At 32.5% G+C, this 21553-nt stretch carries 19 protein-coding genes, 1 rRNA gene and 1 riboswitch; of the genes, 8 read left to right on the top strand and 12 right to left on the bottom strand.

Annotation, left to right across the window (positions count from 1 at the left end):
- The 7 genes from J2Z39_RS05580 to J2Z39_RS05610 form a co-directional block, all read right to left on the bottom strand.
- A 16S ribosomal RNA gene (locus J2Z39_RS05580) occupies nt 1-298 on the bottom strand; the annotation flags it as partial.
- 725 nt (nt 299-1023) lie between these two features.
- On the bottom strand, nt 1024-2250 hold the full coding sequence (locus J2Z39_RS05585) for an ABC transporter ATP-binding protein (RefSeq protein WP_209814180.1): 1227 nt from the start codon (nt 2248-2250) through the stop codon (nt 1024-1026).
- A 3-nt stretch (nt 2251-2253) separates the two neighbouring features.
- Nucleotides 2254-3129 (bottom strand): carbohydrate ABC transporter permease, encoded by an 876-nt coding sequence (locus tag J2Z39_RS05590; protein ID WP_209814182.1) that lies wholly within the window; start codon nt 3127-3129, stop codon nt 2254-2256.
- Nucleotides 3116-3973 (bottom strand): carbohydrate ABC transporter permease, encoded by an 858-nt coding sequence (locus J2Z39_RS05595; RefSeq protein WP_209814185.1) that lies wholly within the window; start codon nt 3971-3973, stop codon nt 3116-3118. Before J2Z39_RS05595 ends, J2Z39_RS05590 begins: the two co-directional genes overlap by 14 nt.
- Nucleotides 3973-5361 (bottom strand): ABC transporter substrate-binding protein, encoded by a 1389-nt coding sequence (locus J2Z39_RS05600; protein ID WP_209814187.1) that lies wholly within the window; start codon nt 5359-5361, stop codon nt 3973-3975. The genes J2Z39_RS05595 and J2Z39_RS05600 overlap by 1 nt, the downstream gene beginning before the upstream one ends.
- Before the next feature lie 85 nt (nt 5362-5446).
- Complete coding sequence (locus J2Z39_RS05605; RefSeq protein ID WP_209814189.1) at nt 5447-6151, bottom strand: glycerophosphodiester phosphodiesterase; 705 nt, start codon at nt 6149-6151, stop codon at nt 5447-5449.
- Between the two features lie 130 nt (nt 6152-6281).
- The gene (locus J2Z39_RS05610; protein ID WP_117521988.1) at nt 6282-6572 is read right to left on the bottom strand and encodes a hypothetical protein; all 291 of its coding nucleotides are present in this window, start codon (nt 6570-6572) and stop codon (nt 6282-6284) included.
- Between the two features lie 198 nt (nt 6573-6770).
- On the opposite strand from J2Z39_RS05610, the gene J2Z39_RS05615 reads away from it, so the two are divergent.
- Nucleotides 6771-8126: a sodium-dependent transporter gene (locus J2Z39_RS05615; RefSeq protein WP_209814192.1), complete on the top strand. Its 1356-nt coding sequence runs from the start codon at nt 6771-6773 to the stop codon at nt 8124-8126.
- A 71-nt stretch (nt 8127-8197) separates the two neighbouring features.
- Here J2Z39_RS05615 and pdxR read toward each other — a convergent pair whose 3' ends face one another.
- Complete coding sequence (gene pdxR / locus J2Z39_RS05620; protein ID WP_209814194.1) at nt 8198-9553, bottom strand: MocR-like pyridoxine biosynthesis transcription factor PdxR; 1356 nt, start codon at nt 9551-9553, stop codon at nt 8198-8200.
- An 81-nt stretch (nt 9554-9634) separates the two neighbouring features.
- On the opposite strand from pdxR, the gene pdxS reads away from it, so the two are divergent.
- The 3 genes from pdxS to J2Z39_RS05635 all read left to right on the top strand — a co-directional run bounded on the left by pdxS (nt 9635) and on the right by J2Z39_RS05635 (nt 13550).
- Nucleotides 9635-10486 carry a pyridoxal 5'-phosphate synthase lyase subunit PdxS gene (gene pdxS / locus J2Z39_RS05625; protein WP_209814195.1) on the top strand — a complete coding sequence of 284 codons (852 nt, stop codon included), beginning with the start codon at nt 9635-9637 and terminating at the stop codon, nt 10484-10486.
- A 14-nt stretch (nt 10487-10500) separates the two neighbouring features.
- A complete protein-coding gene (locus tag J2Z39_RS05630) occupies nt 10501-12141 on the top strand; it encodes a tryptophanase (RefSeq protein ID WP_209814197.1) in 1641 nt (546 codons plus the stop codon).
- A 68-nt stretch (nt 12142-12209) separates the two neighbouring features.
- Nucleotides 12210-13550: a sodium-dependent transporter gene (locus J2Z39_RS05635; protein WP_209814199.1), complete on the top strand. Its 1341-nt coding sequence runs from the start codon at nt 12210-12212 to the stop codon at nt 13548-13550.
- A 109-nt stretch (nt 13551-13659) separates the two neighbouring features.
- Here the strand turns inward: J2Z39_RS05635 and pepF are convergent, their stop codons facing one another.
- From pepF to J2Z39_RS05655, 4 genes are all read right to left on the bottom strand, one after another.
- Complete coding sequence (gene pepF / locus J2Z39_RS05640; RefSeq protein WP_209814201.1) at nt 13660-15441, bottom strand: oligoendopeptidase F; 1782 nt, start codon at nt 15439-15441, stop codon at nt 13660-13662.
- 11 nt (nt 15442-15452) lie between these two features.
- Nucleotides 15453-16343: a hypothetical protein gene (locus tag J2Z39_RS05645; protein WP_209814203.1), complete on the bottom strand. Its 891-nt coding sequence runs from the start codon at nt 16341-16343 to the stop codon at nt 15453-15455.
- Nucleotides 16344-17027, bottom strand: coding sequence for a rhomboid family intramembrane serine protease (locus J2Z39_RS05650; protein ID WP_117521981.1), 684 nt, complete (start codon nt 17025-17027; stop codon nt 16344-16346).
- Between the two features lie 147 nt (nt 17028-17174).
- Entirely contained in the window at nt 17175-18266 is a 1092-nt protein-coding gene (locus tag J2Z39_RS05655) for a glycerate kinase family protein (RefSeq protein ID WP_209814205.1), read from the bottom strand.
- A 231-nt stretch (nt 18267-18497) separates the two neighbouring features.
- A riboswitch (TPP riboswitch) is annotated at nt 18498-18595 on the top strand.
- A 26-nt stretch (nt 18596-18621) separates the two neighbouring features.
- Between J2Z39_RS05655 and thiW the strand changes: the two genes are divergently transcribed.
- From thiW to folE, 4 genes are all read left to right on the top strand, one after another.
- Complete coding sequence (thiW, locus tag J2Z39_RS05660; RefSeq protein WP_117521979.1) at nt 18622-19128, top strand: energy coupling factor transporter S component ThiW; 507 nt, start codon at nt 18622-18624, stop codon at nt 19126-19128.
- Nucleotides 19121-19912, top strand: a complete 792-nt coding sequence (thiM, locus tag J2Z39_RS05665; RefSeq protein WP_209814206.1) for a hydroxyethylthiazole kinase — start codon at nt 19121-19123, stop codon at nt 19910-19912. Before thiW ends, thiM begins: the two co-directional genes overlap by 8 nt.
- Nucleotides 19899-20537, top strand: a complete 639-nt coding sequence (thiE, locus tag J2Z39_RS05670; RefSeq protein WP_209814208.1) for a thiamine phosphate synthase — start codon at nt 19899-19901, stop codon at nt 20535-20537. Before thiM ends, thiE begins: the two co-directional genes overlap by 14 nt.
- A gap of 457 nt (nt 20538-20994) precedes the next feature.
- A complete protein-coding gene (folE, locus tag J2Z39_RS05675) occupies nt 20995-21549 on the top strand; it encodes a GTP cyclohydrolase I FolE (protein ID WP_209814210.1) in 555 nt (184 codons plus the stop codon).
- Nucleotides 21550-21553: the final 4 nt, after the last annotated feature.

Here is a 21553-nt window from a genome sequence, read left to right on the forward strand (position 1 = left end):
TGATCGTTGCCTTGGTGGGCTTTTATCTCACCAACTAGCTAATCAGACGCAAGTCCATCTTACACCGCTAATACTTTGACCATAATTGCATGTGCCTTTATGGTTTTATAGGGTATTATTCTTCGTTTCCAAAGGCTATCCCCTTGTGTAAGGCAGGTTACTCACGCGTTACTCACCCGTTCGCCACTAATCCGCTTTAATTCTCCCCGAAGGGTTCATTAAAGTTTCATCGTTCGACTTGCATGTGTTATGCACGCCGCCAGCGTTAATCCTGAGCCAGGATCAAACTCTCATGAAAAATATTTTCTCTACTTAACGTAGTTTTCTTTTTTTATTCATAAAAGCTTTTTTGATTCAAGCTCTTCATTTACACTGATTTTTTTTCAATCAATGCGTGATTTATATTTATCCTAATCTATATACAAATAGATTGGAATCATTATTTAAGGTTACTCAAATTAATTGCTTTAAGTTTAATTACTATTTAATTATAGATAAGCTATTGCTTATCTGGTTCATTGTTGTCGCCTCTCAACGACAAAATATATGATACCACGTTTAAAATCTCTTGTCAAATATTTTTTGCAATATTTTAATTTTTTCACTGAAATTCGTTGTCTCAGCAAACGCAGTACTTTTATAGTATACACCATTCAGAAGCTATTGTCAAATATTTTATAAATTATTTTTTAAACAGTCTTTCTAAGTGGTGATATTTATGTTACTAGCTTTTTATTTAAATGTCAAGTTTTATTTTATGTTATGATTTTTATCTTTTGTGATTCTATTTCCAAATATATTTATAAATAACAAAAGCACATTTAACTATGCCTAATATTAATCTTTATATATTCCAAGTAGGATAGTTAAATATGCTTTTTATTTTGGATATCATCTTGCAAAACTATGGATAATTATCGTCTCATCATTAGAAAGTTCTCTTAGGAATTTTTTACATAGCCTGCCGGCTTATAAATGTAAATTTTCCGTAGAAATTCTTCTAATGATTTTGGGACGATTTATTCATTCTGCAACAGTCCCAGTTTCCAACATTTCTTTTTTATCTACTGCTCTATTAGCCTTATCTTTTAAGTCGTATCTTTTATTTAAGTCTTGATTCAATATTTTTATATTCTGTGGATCAGGAGTTTTTTCTGGAAAAGATATACACTCCTCCGTTAAAACATCGAATAGATATGTATTTTCCATATTAATATTAATTGGAATTTCTTTATTTGATACTATTGGGCTAGAGTAATTAAATCTCATAGCTATAACTGTATCATCGCTAGTAATCATATAAGCATAAGTATCTGATCCCATATATTCTACATTATCAAATTTAACTTTTATTTCCGAGTTTTCATTATAATTAAATTCTTCTGATCTAATACCTATTAGAATCTTATTACCGTCACCTTTATAATTTAGTAAGTCTTTTGCCTTGAAAGCCGGAAGTGGAATTTCCTTACCAAATAAGTTTACATAAAAGCTTGATCCGTCTCTATTAAGTGTAGTCTTTACTATATTCATTTTTGGTGAACCTATAAATTCTGCTATAAACCTATTTTTGGGACGATAGTATAGGTTTAAGGGTGTATCGAACTGTACTAATTCACCTTTGTTGAGTACAGCTATCCTATCACCCATTGTCATTGCTTCTACTTGATCATGGGTTACATAAATGAAAGTTGTGTCTAGTTTGTTGTGGAGTCTAACTATTTCAGTTCTCATTTCAACTCTTAATTTTGCATCTAGATTTGATAATGGCTCATCCAACAAAAACACTTTAGGATTTCTTACCATAGCTCGACCTAATGCAACTCTTTGCCTTTGTCCACCAGATAATTGAGCTGGCTTTCTATCTAATAAATCTTTAAGTTGCAATGTTTCAGCTATTGCTTCTACTTTTTGATTAACGGTATTTTTATCAATTTTTTGCATTTTTAGTGCAAAGCCCATATTTTCCCTTATCGTCATATGTGGATATAGTGCATATGATTGAAATACCATTGCTATATCTCTATCTTTTGGTGATACATTGTTCATTTTTGTATCATCTATATAGAAGTCACCTGAGCTGATAGACTCAAGACCTGCAATCATTCTAAGCGTTGTCGATTTTCCGCAACCAGATGGTCCAACCAAGACAACAAATTCCTTATCTTTTATATCAAGATTTATATCTTTTGCTCCCTCAAATCCATTTTCATAAACTTTTGATACATGATCTAATCTTACTCTTGCCATATTTTAACCCTTTACCGCTCCTGTCGTTAATCCTTTTACCATATTTTTTTGTGCGAACATGAAAATTATTAGTGACGGTATCATACAAACTACTACCCCAGCTATCATTAAAAGCATAGACTGAGAATCCGCTGAATTTAACATAGATATACCTATTTGAACCGTCCTATATCTATCAGATCCTGTAATTAGTAGTGGCCACATATACATATTCCAAGCTCCCAAAAATGATTGGACCGCCAAAGCTCCAATAGTGGGTTTTGATAAAGGAATTAGTATTTTAAATATAAAACCCAAATCACTTGCACCATCCATTTTACTTGCTTCATATATTTCCATTGGAAAAGATTGAAAGGCTTGTCTAAATAAAAATATTCCCATAGCACTTGTTAGATATGGAGCAACTAAACCAAAGAATGAATCTGTAAAACCCCAACCCGAAATCATCAGAAAATTAGAAATTATAGTTGTTTCACCTGGTATCATAGTGGTTGCCATTATAACAGCAAAAAGCAAACCTTTTTTTCTAAAATTTAGAAAATGTAGAGCAAAAGCTGCGAGTATTGCAGTTATCATTTGGAATACCGTAATAATTATTGAAACTATTAAAGAGTTTATTATATACCCTTCAATAGGCGCTATCTTAAAAACATCTTTATAATTTTGCAAAGTTGGGTTTGCAGTAAAAAATGTCTTATCATACAATTCATGACTAGGTTTTACGCTCATTACAAAAGCATATATTATTGGAAATAGAACTAAAATTACTACTATAATGTTTAAAATAAGCCTGAAAACTCTAGAGCCGTCCACACTTTCTTTCTTGGTTATTTTTGCATTTAACATTCTAGTTTGATTTCTATTACTACTTACTTGCATTCTTATCTCCATTTGATCTAAAGGCTATAATAGTAAGAATCATTACTATAAAAAATAAAACTACAGATTCTGCTGAAGCATAACCATATCTATAGTTCATAAAGGCATTTTTATAAATATCATGTACTATGACATTGGTTGCTTCTCCAGGACCTCCTTGGGTAAGAAGTTTAATCTGTCCAAAAGATTGGAATGCATTTATAATATTTGTTACTACAACAAAAAACATAATAGGTTTTACTGATGGTAAGGTTACGTGTATAAATTGATTCCAAGAATTTGCACCGTCTATAGATGCCGCCTCATATAAACTATCATCTATACTGGCAAGTCCTGATGAAAAGTATAAGAAGTTCATACCCGAGTTTAACCAAGCTGTAAGAATACCAACACTCACTAAAGCCCATTTAGGATCTCCAATCCAGTTAATGTGTGTATTTAAAATTACATTTAAAATACCAACTGATTGATTAAGCATAACTTTAAACACAAGAGCCATACCTGATGAAGCTATAGCAATAGGAAGAGAATAAGCTGCTGAAAATATTCTAATACCCGGAAAATTAACTCTACATAATAAGGCCGTAGCAAATCCAAGTAATACTCCAATTATTACAACTATTAATACATATATAAAAGTTACTTTTATGCTATTCCAAAAAGACGCTGATGATAAAAGATTAGAATAATTTTTTAATCCAACAAAGAGTGTATTAGCACCCATATTATCCGTAGTGTACAGACTACGGATTATAGTCTGTACAAAAGGATAAAATACAAATATTATTAATAGAGCCAATGCTGGTAGCATATATAAGTAGGCTTTATTGTTATATTCTTTCATTACTTGTTAACCTTATTATAAGATTCAAGAGCATCATCCATTTCTTTTGCCATATTTTTACTTGCATCTTCTGGACTCACATTTCCATTTAGCATTTCTTCTATATATTTTTCCATAACCTGACGAGATTCTTGGAATACTGTTGAAAGAGCTCCTTGATCATCTGGTGTTGAGTCGTGCAATTGATCTATAGCTGTTTCAAATTGTGGAGATTCTTTTATTAATTCTTTAAACTTATCTGTATCTAATACGCCTTTATTTACTGGGAAATAACCTGTATTCGCATTCCAATATGTTTGAGAATCTACATTTACTAGGAATTTAATAAAATCCCAAGTACCTTCCATTTTTTCCTTATCTCCCGAATCAAGAGCGTATAAAGATGCACCACCAATTGATACACCGTGATTATCGCTAGCATCAACGCCTGGGAAATAAGCAGTTCCTACTTCAAATCTATCTCCAACTTCTGATAGAATTTGTGCTAGTGATGCAGTTGATGCAAAAGTCATAGCACTTGTTCCAGAATTAAACTCTGGTACACCTCCTTGCTTACCAACATTTGGTGCAATACCATCATCTTCTAACTCTTTCCAAGCTTTAAGTACATTTGTGACTCCGCCATTATCGTTAAATACTGTTTTTGTTGGGTTAGCTTTTCTACCATTTTCATTATCAAATAAGTCAAGACCTTGTTTGCTCATAAACTGTTCAACCCACCAACCATAAATACTCATGGATATTGGCATATCTGTTACACCAGAATCTTTTAATTTTTGTCCAACTTCTTTCATTTCTTCTAATGATTTTGGTGGCTTAACTCCTGCTTTATCGAACATATCTTTATTGTAATATAGAAGTGGTGTAGAAGAGTTAAATGGCATTGAATTTAATTTCCCATCTACTGTGTAATAAGCAAGTAGATTATCTTCCAATTGGGATAGATCATAATCATCCTCATCTACGAAATCTTGAATTGGCTTTATAAGACCAGAATCGATCATATATCTTGTACCTAGATCAAAAACTTGGACTAGATCAGCTCCAACATCCTTGCCTGAAGCAGATGATCTTAATTTTGTTAGAGCATCATCATATTCACCTTGAAATTCTGCCTTTACAAAATATTTATCTTGAGATTTATTGTACTCATCTACAAGATGATCTATAGCATCATTTAAATTTCCACCCATAGAATGCCAAAATACAATAGTGGTTCTATCACCTTTATCCGCAGTAGATTTTTCATCCTTAGATGCATCCTCATTATTACTTGTAGAAGTACTCTCCTTTGGTGTACTCGATGTATCACTATCACGTCCTGCACATGATGTGAGCGTAATAAACATTAAGACTAACATTAGTCTACTAGCAATTTTTTTAAACATAATTCCTCCAGTTTTCTATATTTCTTTACAAGTATAGACAAATTATGTAAAAATTTCTTATATAAATTGTAAGGTTATTGTAAAATTATTTTTTAACTCTATCAGGATAATCCGTTATAAGTCCAGTAGGATTACAAGGTAAATACTCACTGTAATCGTAATCAGATTTACCAAACCAAATATTTATACCTATATTATTCTCAGCAAATTTTTCAGCTAATTCTTTGTTTATAGTAAAATTGAGAGGATGATAATACTCCATCCCTAGATTTTTCACGTACTCCCGAGGCTTATAGAGTCTAGATGATTCAAGAACACCACATTTTATATTAGAATCTAGCTCTTTAAATCGCACTAAAGAATTATGGTTAAAAGAAGAAACTATAATTTTTTCTCCTAAATTATATTCTTTTATTAGTTTATAAACTTCATTTTCTATTCCTTCATAAGTTATAATAGACGTTTTTAGTTCTATATTTGTCATAATGTCAAGGTCTTTAGCAAAATCAAAGTACTCTCTTAAAGTTAAAATTTCTTGTTGTTTAATTTCTGGGTATAATTTAGATGCATTTAAATTCTTTAATTCTTTTAAAGTCTTCTCTTTTACAAGACCCTGTCCATCTGTAGTCCTTTCAAGAGTTTCATCATGTATTATTACAAGTTCACCATCTTTTGAAAAATGAACATCAAATTCTATTCCATCAGCACCAACTTCAATCGCTTTTTTGAAAGCAAGTAACGTGTTTTCAGGGTATCTTCCCTTAAAACCTCTATGAGCAAAATTAATCATATAAATCTCCTAAACTCTTATTTCATCTATCCCTTAAATAAATAGTCATATAAAAAAGAACTGTCTTAACATTAGACAGCTCCTTTCATAATTAATTGTCATCCTATGTAAATCTTATCTTAACTAATTATTAAAAACAGTGATCTGCAGCACCCTTGCTTGCTCCGCCAATTGTTCCAATAACTCCACCTATAACTGAACCCACACCAGGATGTCCTGTTGCTCCACCAATTTTAAATCCAGTATAAGCTCCGCCAAGTCCACCAGCTGTACCTTCACCAGCAACTCCTGCTACACATTCTTTAGTGCTGTGTTCTCCATCAGCATATGCTTGATGAGTAGGTAATACCATGCCAATGCCTAAGGCTAGAGATGCAATAACTAAATTTGCCTTACCAACTGTTTTTTTTAAATTTTTCACGATGTTTCCTTTCAAATACTACTTATTTTCCATTTTACATTCTCATTCATTATATGTACGTACATTACAAAGTAACATCTTTACGTTCCATTATTTACCCGATGATTTTGTCTCTAAACATATTCTTCTATAATTTTAATATTTTATTCTTATTCTCTAATCTGATATAATACCTTTAACAAGAATATAGGAATAATTATGGGTGAAAGTAACGTAAAAGATAATCAAATAAATACAAGAGATGAGTTTAAAAGTAAATGGGGATTTACTCTAGCCTCTATTGGATCAGCCGTAGGTATGGGAAATATTTGGAGATTTCCTGTTATGATTTCTCTTTGGGGAGGTATGAGTTTCTTTATCCCATACATTTTATTTGTCATTTTAATAGCATCAACTGGAGTTATTGAGGAATATACTTTAGGAAGACTAACCAGATCGGGGCCAGTTGGTGCTTTTAGATATGCAAGCGGAAGAAAGGGTAAGGCAAAGCTTGGAGAAAGATTAGGTATCATACCCGTTTTAGGATCTTTAGCCTTAGCTATAGGATATACCTGTGTTATGGGTTGGATATTTAAATATACTTTTATGGCTATTGACGGTAAACTTAACTCTATGGGTACTAATATGGATCTTATAGTAAATACTTTTAATCAAACTGCGTCAAGCTTTAGCAATAATAAATGGATTATAGTTGCAGGAGTCATTTCCTTAATGATTATGTCCTTAGGTATAGCCAATGGTATAGAAAGGATTAATAAAATTTTAATGCCCATATTATTTTTCTTACTCTTGGGACTTGGAATTTATATTTATCATCAACCCAATGCCATAAACGGCTATCAGTATATTTTTACTATTGATCCTAATAAAATCTCAGACTTAAAACTTTGGGTTTTTGCTTTTGGTCAAGCATTCTTCTCGCTTTCTATAGCAGGAAACGGATCTGTAATCTATGGATCATATTTGCCAAGCGAAGAAGATATACCCTCAGCTGCCCGTAATGTAGCATTCTTTGATACTTTAGCAGCTATGTTAGCAAGTTTAGTTATAATTCCAGCCATGGCTGTGGGGAATGCTAACTTAAGCGAAGGCGGCCCTGGACTAATGTTTATTTATTTAGTCAATGTATTTAATCAAATGCACGGTGGTAGGATAATTATGATTTTATTCTATATAGCAGTTTTATTTGCTGGTATAAGTTCGATTATAAATCTTTACGAATCACCTGTTGCTTATTTAGAAGAAAAATTTAGATTTAAAAGATTTAATGCTGCAGCTTTAATAAATATAACGGGAATAATAATGGCTATCCTAGTGCAAGGCATAGTAGGAGCTTGGATGGACTTTGTTTCAATTGTAATAGCCCCATTAGGTGCCCTACTAGCTGGAATAATGTTTTTCTGGATGCTAGATAAAGATTCGGCTCTATATGAAATAAATAAAGGACGCACCAAGCCTATAAATTCCTTATTTTATAAACTAGGTAAATACGTTTACTGTTTACTTAGTATCTTAGCCTTAATCTTGGGTATTGCTTTTGGAGGTATTGGTTGATTATATAAAAATAACTCAACCAATCAACCCAGCAAATAACAACTAATCTAATTATTACAAAATAAATTTAATCATGATAGTTTTTTAACCTCTTGAATGATAATATCTAATCCCTTATCTATCTGTTTAAAATCAAGCTTAGCAAATCCAATCAAAAACTTATTTTCATATCCTTTTTTATCATAAGTATAGCCATTTATAGGCTTGATTTTAACTCCCTTTTCTCTTAAATTTTTTATTAATATTGTATTATCAACTGGTATAGTTTCTATAACAAAGGATATACCAGGATTAGTTGATAATATTTTTATATAATTTGAGTCTTTAAGCTTTTCCATAATAAAATCATACTTTCTAGAATAAAGAACTCTCATTCTATTAACCTGTTTTTCAAAATATCCTCTATCAATAAAGTAAGAAACAGCTTCTTGAACAAAATTAGATACAGAGCATCTTAAAATCTGGAGCTTATCATCATGCTCTCTAACTATATGTTTAGGTAAAACCATATAACTAATCCTTACAGCAGGACTTATAGTTCTAGAAAAATTACCAAAGTATATAACCTTATCATTTATATCCATAGCCATTAACGGATAAATTTTATCTAGTTTGTATTTAAATTCTGCATCATAATCATTTTCTATTATGTATCTACTATCTTTTTCATTGGCCCAATTAAGCAATGATACCCTTGTATGATAATCCATAAAGTATGTAAGAGGAAATTGTCTTGCTGGAGTAACAACTGGTAAATCTATTCTTCTATCTATATTTCTAACAATAACTCCATTAGTACTTATATCCATTGGGAGATTATCTATATTAATAAAAATAGAATTGGAAGTGTATTGATAGCTAGGATTCTCAAATCCAAATACTTTATTTGGGAAAATTAATCTAACTATCATTAGTAGCTCATAAGATCCAGGAGCAATTATTATTTGATCTTCATCTATATGTATATTTCTAGCAGCACTAAGATGTTTTTTTATCGAATATCTTAAATTATAACTGCCTTTAGGATCATCCTGACTTATAATATCCATATCTTTAGAATTTATGGTATTTTTAAAAGACAGACCCAAATTCTTATAGTCAAAATATTTATTACCTACACCACTAAATGAAAAATCATATTTTAATGGTAAAGCTTCATGTATATCTTTCTCATGAGAATCCATATTTTTGATACTCTTATTTAGAGGATCTATTCTACTAACAAAATAACCATTCCTATAATCAGAATAAATGAGTCCTTCTATTTCTAAAAGTTCATAAGCATGAATTACTGAATTTTTTGAGATTCCAGCACTAGTAGAAAGATTTCTTATAGATGGAAGTTTATGATTTTCCTTGTATGTTCCATTTAATATTTTTTCTTTAATATCTATGTAAACTTTTTCGTAAATAAAACTACTACTCATTTAGCTGTATCCTTTTTTTATTTTTATTTTGTCACTTTTAATTATATTATACTTGATTTAGAATTAAGCTAGGAGGTAGAAATGGCATTTGAATCAATCAATAATAACTTAAAATCAGGCGTTATAATGGATGTAATAAACGTCGAACAAGCTAAAATAGCAGAAGATGCTGGCGCTGTAGCAGTTATGGCTCTAGAAAGAGTACCAGCTGACATTAGAGCAGCAGGAGGCGTGTCCAGAATGAGTGATCCAGAGATGATATTAAAAATTAAAGATTCTGTATCAATTCCGGTAATGGCTAAAGTTAGAATCGGACATTTTGTAGAAGCACAAATTTTAGAAGCTCTTGGCATTGATTACATAGATGAATCAGAAGTATTAACACCAGCAGATGATTTTAATCATATTGATAAAAAGGTTTTCAAGACTCCGTTTGTCTGTGGAGCAAGAAATTTATCTGAAGCACTCAGAAGGATCAAAGAGGGTGCAGCAATGATTAGAACAAAAGGAGAAGCTGGTACAGGTGATGTGGTTCAAGCTGTAAGACATTTAAGAACTATTACTACACAAATGGCTGAAGTTGCTGCTTTAAGAGACGATCAGTTATACACAAAAGCTAAAGAACTTGAAGTTGACTATGAACTTTTAAAATATGTTAAAGAACACAAAAAACTTCCAGTACTTAACTTCTCAGCAGGAGGGGTCGCAACTCCAGCAGATGCAGCTTTAATGAGACAGCTTGGAGCTGAAGGTGTTTTTGTTGGTAGTGGTATCTTTAAATCTGGTGATCCAGAAAAAAGAGCTAAAGCAATAGTAAAAGCAGTAGCAAACTATGATGATCCAAAAGTTTTATTAGAAGTATCTAAAAACCTAGGTGAAGCCATGGTTGGAATTAACAAAGACGAAATCGAACAAATAATGGAATTAAGATAAAAGGAGATTAAATTATGACTAAAGAATACAAATTAAACGTACCTACACCAAAATCTTTCTCATTTGTAAAAAGAGATATTCAAAATGTTACTATCGAACAACGTGAAGAAGCATTAAAAAGAACCCACTACAACGAATTTGCTTTCCCAGCTGGTATGCTTACAGTAGATATGTTATCAGACTCTGGTACTACAGCAATGAATGATAGACAATGGGCTGCAATGTTCATGGGTGATGAATCCTACGGAAGAAATAATGGTTACTACGTACTTCTAGAAGCATTTAGAGATTGTTTTGAAAGAGGAGATGACCAAAAAAGACCAGTAGATATGATTTTATCTGGTGAAAAAGATATTGATAAATTAATGGACGAACTTTACCTTTGCGAATACGAAGGTGGTTTATTCAACGGTGGAGCTGCTCAATTAGAAAGACCAAATACTTTCATAATGCCACAAGGCCGTGCCGCTGAATCAGTATTATTTGAAATCGTTAAAAAAATCTTAGCAGATAGATATCCTGATAAACAATTTGTAATTCCTTCTAATGGTCACTTTGATACAACAGAAGGTAATATCAAACAAATGGGATCTATTCCAAGAAACCTTTATAACAAAGACTTACTATTAGAAGTTCCTGAAGGTGGAGAATACGAAGTAAACCCATTCAAAGGTGACATGGATATCGACAAACTTAGAGAACTAATAGAAAAAGTAGGTCCAGAAAATGTACCACTTATTTATACAACAATTACAAATAATACAGTTTGTGGACAAGCTGTTTCAATGAAATCTATCAAAGCAACCGCTGAAGTTGCAAAAGAATATGACATTCCATTCATGTTTGATGCTGCTAGATGGGCAGAAAACTGCTACTTTATTAAAGAGAACGAAGAAGGATACAAAGATAAATCAATCCCAGAAATAGCTAAAGAAATGTTCTCATACTGCGATGGATTTACTGCATCTCTTAAAAAAGATGGTCACGCAAACATGGGTGGTGTATTAGCATTTAGAGATAAAGGAACATTCTGGAGAAAATTCTCTGACTTTGATGAAAATGGTAATGTAACAAACGATGTAGGAATTAAAATTAAAGTAAAACAAATTTCATCATACGGTAACGATTCATACGGTGGTATGAGTGGTCACGATATTATGGCATTAACAGTTGGTCTATATCAATGCTGTGATTTCAACTACCTTGAAGAAAGAGTTGGTCAATGTAACTACCTAGCAAAAGGATTCTACGATGCAGGAGTTAAGGGTGTTGTACTTCCAGCTGGTGGACACGGAGTTTACATCAACATGGACGAATTCTTTGACGGCAAAAGAGGACATGATACATTTGCCGGAGAAGGTTTCAGCTTAGAGCTTATCAGAAGATACGGTATAAGAGTATCAGAACTAGGTGACTATTCAATGGAATATGATCTAAAAACTCCAGAACAACAAGAAGAATTAGTAAACGTTGTAAGATTTGCAATCAACCGTAGCATGTACTCAAAAGAACACTTAGACTATGTAATTGCTGCTGTAAAAGCTCTATATGAAGATAGAGAATCTATTCCAAACATGAGAATTACAGCTGGTCATGAACTACCAATGAGACACTTCCACGCATTCCTTGAACCATATCCAAACGAAGAAAAATAATAAGTAAATGGCTAATAACTCCCAGTTTAACTGGGAGATATTAGTATATATAAATGAGGTGTTTTAATATGACTGACAATACAGTAAAACAAAGAGATGGATTCACCAGTAAGTGGGGCTTTATACTAGCTTGTATAGGTTCAGCAGTAGGAATGGGAAACCTTTGGAGATTCCCAGTAATGGTATCATTATTTGGCGGTATGACTTTCTTAATCCCATATTTTATATTTGTTATCCTTATTGGATCTACAGGGGTAATCGAAGAATTCTCATTAGGAAGACTAGCTCAAGCAGGACCTGTTGGAGCTTTTGGTTATTGTACAGGTACAAAAGGAAATAAAGAAACTGGAAGAAAATTAGGTATCATTCCAGTTTTAGGTTCTATGGCACTTGCTATAGGATACACTTGTGTTATGGGTTGGATTTTTAAATATACATGGCTTGCCATAAATGGCACACTATCAGGCTTTGGTGGAGACATGGGTACTATCGCTGGAACATTTGAATCCACTGCCACATCTTTCGGTAATAACATTTGGCTTATAATTGCTGGAATCGTTTCCTTATTTATAATGTCTATGGGAGTTGCAGATGGTATAGAAAAAGCTAACAAATTCATGATGCCAATACTGTTTTTATTACTAGTAGGACTTGGCATATATGTAGCACTTCAACCAAACGCAAGTAATGGATTTAAATACACATTTACAGTAAATCCTGATATGCTTAAAGATCCAAAACTTTGGATATTTGCCTTTGGTCAAGCATTCTTTTCCCTATCTATAGCCGGCAATGGTTCAGTCATATATGGCTCTTACCTACCAAAATCAGAAGACCTTCCAAGTTCAGCTAGAAACGTTGCTATATTTGATACAATCTCAGCACTAGTTGCAGCTTTAGTAATCATCCCAGCTATGGCAGTTGGTGGCGCAGAACTAAGTGAGGGTGGTCCTGGACTTATGTTTATATATCTTGTAAACGTATTCAACCAAATGTCCGGTGGTAGGATAATTATGATGGTATTCTACATAGCTGTGCTATTTGCTGGTGTATCATCTATCATTAACCTTTATGAAGCTCCTGTAGCTTATTTACAAGAAGAATTCAACTTTGAAAGACCAAAAGCAGCTGCTACTATAAATATTATAGGTATCATAGTAGCCATATTTATTCAAGGTATAGTTGGCGAATGGATGGATGCTGTTAGTATCTACGTAGCTCCACTAGGTGCTCTTCTAGCAGGTGTAATGTTCTTCTGGGTGCTTGATGAAAAAACAGCTCTTGCTGAAGTTAACCTCGGACGTAAAAAACCAATCGGTAATTGGTTTATACCATTAGGTAAATACTTATACTGTGCTATGGCAATAATTGCTCTAATAGCAGGAGCTATACTTGGCGGTATTGGTTGAGTAAATTTAATAAAATTTACTAAAAAAACAGTTTAATTTACAGATAAATGAAGTCCTAATAATTTAAAGAGGCATTGCTGATATATTTCAGTAATGCCTCTCTTATTTCTTACATTATCGCTTTTCTTAAATCTCTTAGAGCTTCTCTTGCTACATCCATAGCCTTTTGCATAGCATCTTTACTTGTCATATCAACACCTGCTTTTTTAAGGACATCTATTGGATACTCACTTTCTCCAGCTTTTAGATAATCTAAATAAGCTTTTCTATCTTCATCTGTTCCTTTTAGGATTTTTTGGCTTAGTGCTACCGCTGACATAAAGCCTGTTGCATATTGGAATACGTAATAGAACATATAAAAATGTGGTATTCTAGACCATTCTGTTGAGATATATTCGTCAACATCTATGTCCTTGCCAAAATAATCACGGTTTAGGTCACCGTAGATTTTATCAAGTCTTGCTGCTGGGATTGGCTCTCCATTTGCTACTAGTTTATTTACCTCGTGTTCAAATTCAGCAAATAATGTTTGTCTAAATACTGTAGATTTGAATTGATTTACAAAGTAATCTAATAGATATGCTGTTTCTTCTTCACTTTGACTATTCTCCAACATATAATCTAACAATAATAACTCATTTGTTGTAGATGCAATTTCTGCTAAAAATATAGAGTATGACCCGTAAATAAATGGCTGAGTCTTCCTTGTATAATATGAATGCATAGAATGTCCAAGTTCATGAGCTATAGTAAATACATCACCTATACTATCTGTATGGTTAAGTAAGATGTATGGTTGGGTATCATACGATCCTGATGAATAAGCACCACTTCTCTTTCCTTCATTTGGCATAACATCAAACCATCTTTGCTCAAATCCCTTTCGAGCAACTTTTACGTATTCTTCACCTAATGGTTTTATTGCTTCTAGAACTATATCGCGAGCTTCATCAAATTCTATCTTTCTATCATAATCTTTTACAAGTGGAACATAGATATCATGGAATCCTAAATCATCAACACCTAAGAAATTTTTTCTCAATGTTGTGTAGTTTCTATGAATATCCATATTATCGTGTACTACTTCTAATAAGTTATCATATATTTCTTCATCAAGATTATTAACAGATAGGCTCATCTGACGTGCTGAGTCATATCCTCTAATCTTAGAAACTATATTGTGGCTTGTAATCTCTCCATCAAGTAATGAAGCTGCTGTATTTTCAAATTGCTTATATACTCCATAATAAGTTTCATAAACTCTGCGTCTAAAATCTCTATCCTTATCTTCTTCAAGTAGTGTAAAGTTTGCATCAGATAAAGAAACCTCTTCCCCATCTTTCTCTACAGATGGAAATTTCATATCTGCATTAGAGAAAATCATATAAGTTGTCACAGGATTTTCCCTTAATTTAGAAAAGCTTGCTATTATCTTTTCTTGATCTTCACTTAATACATGGTCTTTACTTCTAAATAAATCTTCAAAATAGTGATCATATACTTTAAGTTCTTCTTTTTCTTCTAATAGTGATTTAATTTTCTCATAATCTTCCCCAAGAATTTCTGGTGTTATAAAAGATAACTTTTGAGATATTTCTGAATCTACTATAGATATAGTTTGAGTCATTTCTTGATATTTGCTAACCCTTGTATCCTCATCGCTTTTTAAACTTGCGTAAACTCCAGCCTTATAAAGTTTTCTCATTAAGTTCTCATAATCTTTTAAGAAGTCCAGGAGACTGTCAGCATTTTCTGTAATTTTCCCCTTATATTTTCTCAATTGCTCTGCAAGATCTTTACTTTCATCTATATCTTTATAAAAATCTTCATCTTGTTTATAGATTAGGCTAGTATCCCAGGTTAATCTCTCTTCTACATCATTTCTTTCCATAGTTATCTCCTTTATTTTTCTATATCTATATTCATTCCCATATTATCAGGATTAGAAGTAGTCTTCACAAGCAATAATCTGCTCTCATCTGTAATGTCAGGCAAATATCCGATATCAGCTTCTTTACCTTCTACTAAAGATGTTACAGGTCTTGATTTAACCTTATAAACATCTAAAAGGCTCGGTAAGTAATCTCTTTCTGTTTCAATTCTATGTTTTATAGCTTCATTTATATTTCCACTTTCACTGTAATTAGGTACTTCGATCATATCCCCAAGTCTTTCTACACTTGTAATTATATTATCAGTGGAATTTCTAAATAATAGATAATCCATAAGGCTCATATACCTATTAAAAAGATAATAAGCGCTATATGTTTCCGTATTATCTACAGTTACCTGACTGACTAATAGCATAGAACCTGACTCAGACTCAATCTTATCATAAGAAACCATGGTTGTTAGATTATTAAAGCCAGCTACTGGCCCATACTCTCTTTCGGTAATACCATCACCTTTATCATAGGATAGTATAGAGGAAATCCCACCAGATTCTTGAATAGACGGTTTTATGGAAATTCCTATTTGACTTTCTCCAATGTTCGTATCTATTATATTTCCAAGGCAGTCATTGAGGTTCATATTTTTTCCTGTTCTTCCTTTTCCATATATAGATATAAAGTCTAATCTTTCTTTAGAATTTTCTTTATCATCAGAACTATTCGATTTAACTTCTAAACTTTGATTACTATCAGCTGAAATATACTTAACAGTAGGCATTTTAATATCAGAACTTTCTATAGGTTTATTCGCAGAAAGTTCCTTTTCAAAATCTTCTCTAGATTGAAAATCACAGGCTGATAGGCTAACTATTAGTCCTAGAATTAATAAAACTTTTTTCATCTATCCACCCATAGTCATTGACTTCATACCTATTCTTACAAATAAAATCATAATAACTACAAAGGCTGCTATGGATATAGCTTGAGTACTTGTAGAAAGACTTCTATTTACTACTGGGAATATGCCAGAAAGAATTACACCTGCCAAAAGACCACCTAAATGACCTAATATACCTACACTTGGGCTTAGCAATGAATAGACTATATTAATAGCTATAACTGTAAGAAAGCTAGCACCAAAACTCCTTAAAATCTCATCACCTCTATAATTGAGCATTATACCTAAAGCCAGACCAAACATCCCATAAAGGGATGTAGATGCACCAGCACTTATGGTATTAGGAGTCCCAAAGGCAAAAGTTAGAAGATTACCCATGATACCCGCTAGAAGATATATAATTAAAAAATTAATACTTCCATAGAGTCTTTCAAATACTGGCCCTAGCTGATACAAAAAATACATATTAAATAAAATATGAGCAATACCTATGTGGATAAAGCTTGCAGTAAATAGTCTCCACCATTGGCCATTTGCTATAAGTCCCTTATGAACAGCTCCAAATCTTATAAGATTGGCTGTACTCTCGCTTCCTCCTGTGAAGGTCATAATAGCAAATACGGCTATATTTATTATCAGTAAAGCTCTAGTCACCTTGCTTTCTCCTAAATTCTTAAAATTATTCATACTTTAATTATACTTCTTTCTTTTTTTTGCTAAAGTGCACTCTTGTGGCTAAAATAACCTAATAAAAAAGTGAGATCATAAATAGTAAAATTTAAAGATGATGTTTTATTTAATAAACTTAATATCTTTATGATATTTTTACATATATTAATAATCTTTCAAATTGCTATTTATTTCTGTAGCCAAAGCTCGTATAGCTTCTTTTAGTTCCTCTCTATCAAATTTATCTGAGATATCATAGCTATATATGTAGTTGAAGTTATCCCTAGCTTCTATTTTTTTGCCATACTTATCTTCTAAAAAGATTATACTTATGTCTTTATTATAAGCCTTGGCATATTTTGATACATTTATAGAACTTGCTCCGTCAAATTGATCTACATTTTCTCCTAGTATCAAATAATCATAATCCTTTACAAGCTTATTAAAGTCTTGTTTTTCTAAAACCACATCCATTGATCTAGTAATCCTTACTCTAAAAAATGTATACAAGGCCCAGGCCACTCCTCCACCAGATCCTAAAGATGGTAAGTCTATTGAATCTATGCCTAGAGTCTTTTCTATGATTTGCTTAAAATTCTTGGATCCTTTATACAAAAATGCTATATCTTCAATACTTGCCCCTTTACGATAAACTCTACTTTCCAAAAAAGAATTATCTCCAAAAAGTGTTGTATCAGAGCTTGTTGCAATCGTTATAGGAGTCCTAAAAAGTCTATAATCTATATTATCAATGTCAACTGTAGAAACCTTAGCCATATTCTCTGCTATAGGATTAAGCTCACTTCCACTTTCATCATAAAAGCGAGCCCCCAAAGCATAGAGCATACCCATGCCAAGGTCATTAGTAGCAGTATCCCCAATGCCTATAAAAAATGACTTAGCTCCTGCATCAAGACCATCAACTAACATTTCTCCAAAACCTAGGGATGAGGAGCGCATAACATCTAAGTCATCCTTATAGATTAAACGCAAACCTGAGGACTCAGCCATTTCCAGTATAGCTTCATCATCTTTCATTACATATCGTGCTGTTATTACTTCATTTTTAGGATTATGTACATTTACGTAATGATAGTCACCATCTAAAAGGCCTTTCATAGCCTCAACTGTCCCTTCTCCTCCATCTAAAAATGGAATTACATAGGAGTCACAGTCCAGTTCTTCTTTAAATATGTTGCCAATTTCTATTGAATTTTCAAAATTTTTTATCGAATCTATTGCTATTAAAACTTTCATTCTTACCTCAATTCAAACTCTCTCTTTAACTTTACCCAAAATAAGGTAAAGACGCACAAGCTTAAGCTTTACAAAATAAAGGTTAATGGTTATAATAAACAAGAAAGTCATGGACTTTCGCTGTTTAACTCAGAAATCTTAAAGAGATTTCACCCATCAAAGACCATTACCTATGCGTAATGGTCTTTTTATATTTAACATGATGATACTTATATGTTATCATTATAACTGAAATTACATGAGGGGTGCTAAAATTGGCTGAGATTATACCCTTTAGTCTTAAACCTGATCTAGATAATGCTAGCGTAGGGATTTCTTATTCTAATTTTAGCTATTCCTACAAAAGGAGAGTTATATGCAAGATTCCAAAAGACTAAAAAGATTTGTCTTACTTGCCATGCTTGTTGCAATTGGAGTTGTTATTTCGCCTATTTTAAGAGTTCATGGTTTCGCACCTATGCAGCATTTTATAAATGTCATCTGCTCAGTTTTATTAGGTCCTTATTATTCCTTAGCCTGTGCCTTTATGATTGGCATAATAAGAATGAGCCTCATGGGTATTTCACCTTTAGCCCTTACAGGAGCTATATTCGGTGCTTTTTTATCAGGACTTTTATATAAAAAATATAATACCTTTATCTCAGCTTGTATTGGCGAGGTAATAGGAACTGGGATCATCGGATCCATAATAAGTTTCCCTGTAATGAAGTTTATAGCGGGAGATAGCAAGGTAGCCCTATTTACATTTACTCCAAGTTTTATAATAGCTACAATTATAGGGTCTGGTATAGCCTATATATTACTAAAAGCTTTAGAAAAAAACGGTAGCTTAGCTCAAATGAAAGAGAGTCTTAATGATTAATTTTGACAATATTTTTGATAAATTAGTAAGTGAAACTCATACTATTCATTCTATAGTAAGTCCACTTATAGCAAATGATTTAGCAAATGTACTTCTAAGCTTAAATCAAGCACCTTTTTTGGCAGAATATATAAGAGAGGTTTATGAAGTAACAGAAAATTCCGATGCACTTTTAGTAAATCTAGGAACTCTAAATGAAAGTAAGATTTTAGGAATAAAAGAGGCCTTAATATCAGCTAAGAAAAATAATGTCCCAATAATTCTAGATCCTGTAGGAGCATCGGCTACAAAGATAAGACTTGATTCTAGCTTATATTATCTAAAGCACTATCCTATAAATGTCATCAAGGGTAATTATAGTGAGATATATTCAATTTATAGCAAAAAGCTTACAACTAAGGGTGTGGATTCTCATTATATTAATAAAGAAGATCTTCTAAAAATAAGCCAAGATTTGTCTACTATGTATAACACAATAGTTGTAGCAACTGGCAAAGAAGACATAATATCTTACAAAGATCAAAGCTTGATTCTTAAAAATGGTAACCAATGTTTGCAAAAAATTACAGGTACAGGTTGCATACTAGGAGCTATAATAGCAGCTTGCACATCATTTGAAATGAGCATGGAGGCAATTGCTCTTGCTATTTCCATAATGAATATAGCAGCAGAAAGAGCCGATAGAACTAAGGGAATGGCTAGCTTTAAAATATCACTTTTAGATGAAATATCCCTTATAAATAAAGAAAAGTTGAAGGAAAGGATAATGTATGAAAGACTTTGATTTAAGCTTATATCTAGTAACAAATAGAGATAAGCTAAGTAACGAAGAATTTTTCCATGTCATAGAAGAATCTCTTAAAGGAGGAGTAAGCCTAGTTCAATTGCGAGAAAAAGATGCCCCAGCCCGTGAGGTAATAAAAATTGCTCGCAAATTAAAAGATCTTTGTCACTCCTATAATGTTCCCTTATTGGTCGATGATAGAGTTGATATAGCTCTTGCAGCAGATCTTGATGGAGTACACTTAGGAAATGAAGATATGGATGTAGCTGATGCTAGGAGGATACTAGGCACTAATAAAATAATAGGCTCAACTGCCAAAAATCTAGACTGGGCAATCGCTGAAGAAAAAAAAGGAGCTGATTACCTAGGAGTAGGAGCAATATTTGAAACCAAAACCCATGTCAAAACAACTAGGACAAGTGTAGGAACCCTAAAAGAGATAAATGACAATATAAAAATTCCAACTGTAGCTATAGGAGGCCTTAATTATGACAATATAGACATACTAAAAGGCTCAAAGGCTAAGGGAGTTTCTGTAGTTAGGGCTATTATGGATAGCAAAGATCCATATGAAGATACCAAGAACTTAAAAGAAAAAATTGTAGATGTACTAGAACTAAAATAGGGGTTGTTGTAAATCAATAGATATCTATCGTTCCATCATTGGGGTGCCCTATCAGAAAATTTGAGATTTAGCTCGTAGGCTGACAGAGACATTTTCTGAGAGGGAGTTCGAATGATTTTGGAACGATTTATCTATTTTGCAACAGCCCCTTTTAACTGTTAAAATAAGAAAGATATAATGTATAAACAAGCTATATTTTATCCAATAACTTGACTAAAAATATCCTTTTAATATACTAAATAGAAGGAAGAAAACCTTGCCTATATTAGACTATTTTTTATAGTAAGATAGCAAGTCTTAAAATCAGTTATCTAAATATATTATGGAAGCCAAGCTGTCCATCCTATGGTTTAGCAACTAGGTCCATATTATATAAATCTAATTAGCAAAATTTAAATTAAGTTTAAATAAGTCATACCCTAAGCCAGGGTATTTTTTATAATAATGAGGTAAGCAAATGAATGAGAAAAAAATAGAAGAAGCAGTAAGAATGATTTTAGAAGCAATAGGAGAAGATCCTAGTAGAGAAGGACTAGTAGAAACTCCTGAAAGGGTTGCTAGGATGTATAAAGAAATCTTCTCTGGTATTGGATCTAATGCAGAAGATATCTTATCAAAAACTTTCAGCCATAATGGAGAAGATACTGTTGTAGTCAAAGATATTCCCTTTTATTCAATGTGTGAGCATCATCTAGTTCCTTTTTTTGGAAAAGCACATGTTGCATATATTCCAGACGGAAAAGTAGCTGGTCTATCTAAGATAGCTAGGACAGTTGACCACTATGCTAAAAAACCACAACTTCAGGAAAGACTTACTTTAGAAGTGTGCGAAGATATAATGAAGTACTTGGATGCTAAGGGTGCTTTGGTAGTTATTGAAGCTGAACACTTATGTATGAACATGAGAGGTATTAAAAAACCTGGTAGTGCTACTATTACTTCAGTAGCTAGAGGCAATCTAGAAGATGAAGAACTAAAAAATGAAGCTTATTTATTAATGGGTCTTAAGTAAGATA

The sequence above is a fragment of the Anaerococcus nagyae genome (genome assembly GCF_017874535.1).
Taxonomy (GTDB): Bacteria; Bacillota; Clostridia; order Tissierellales; family Peptoniphilaceae; genus Anaerococcus; species Anaerococcus nagyae.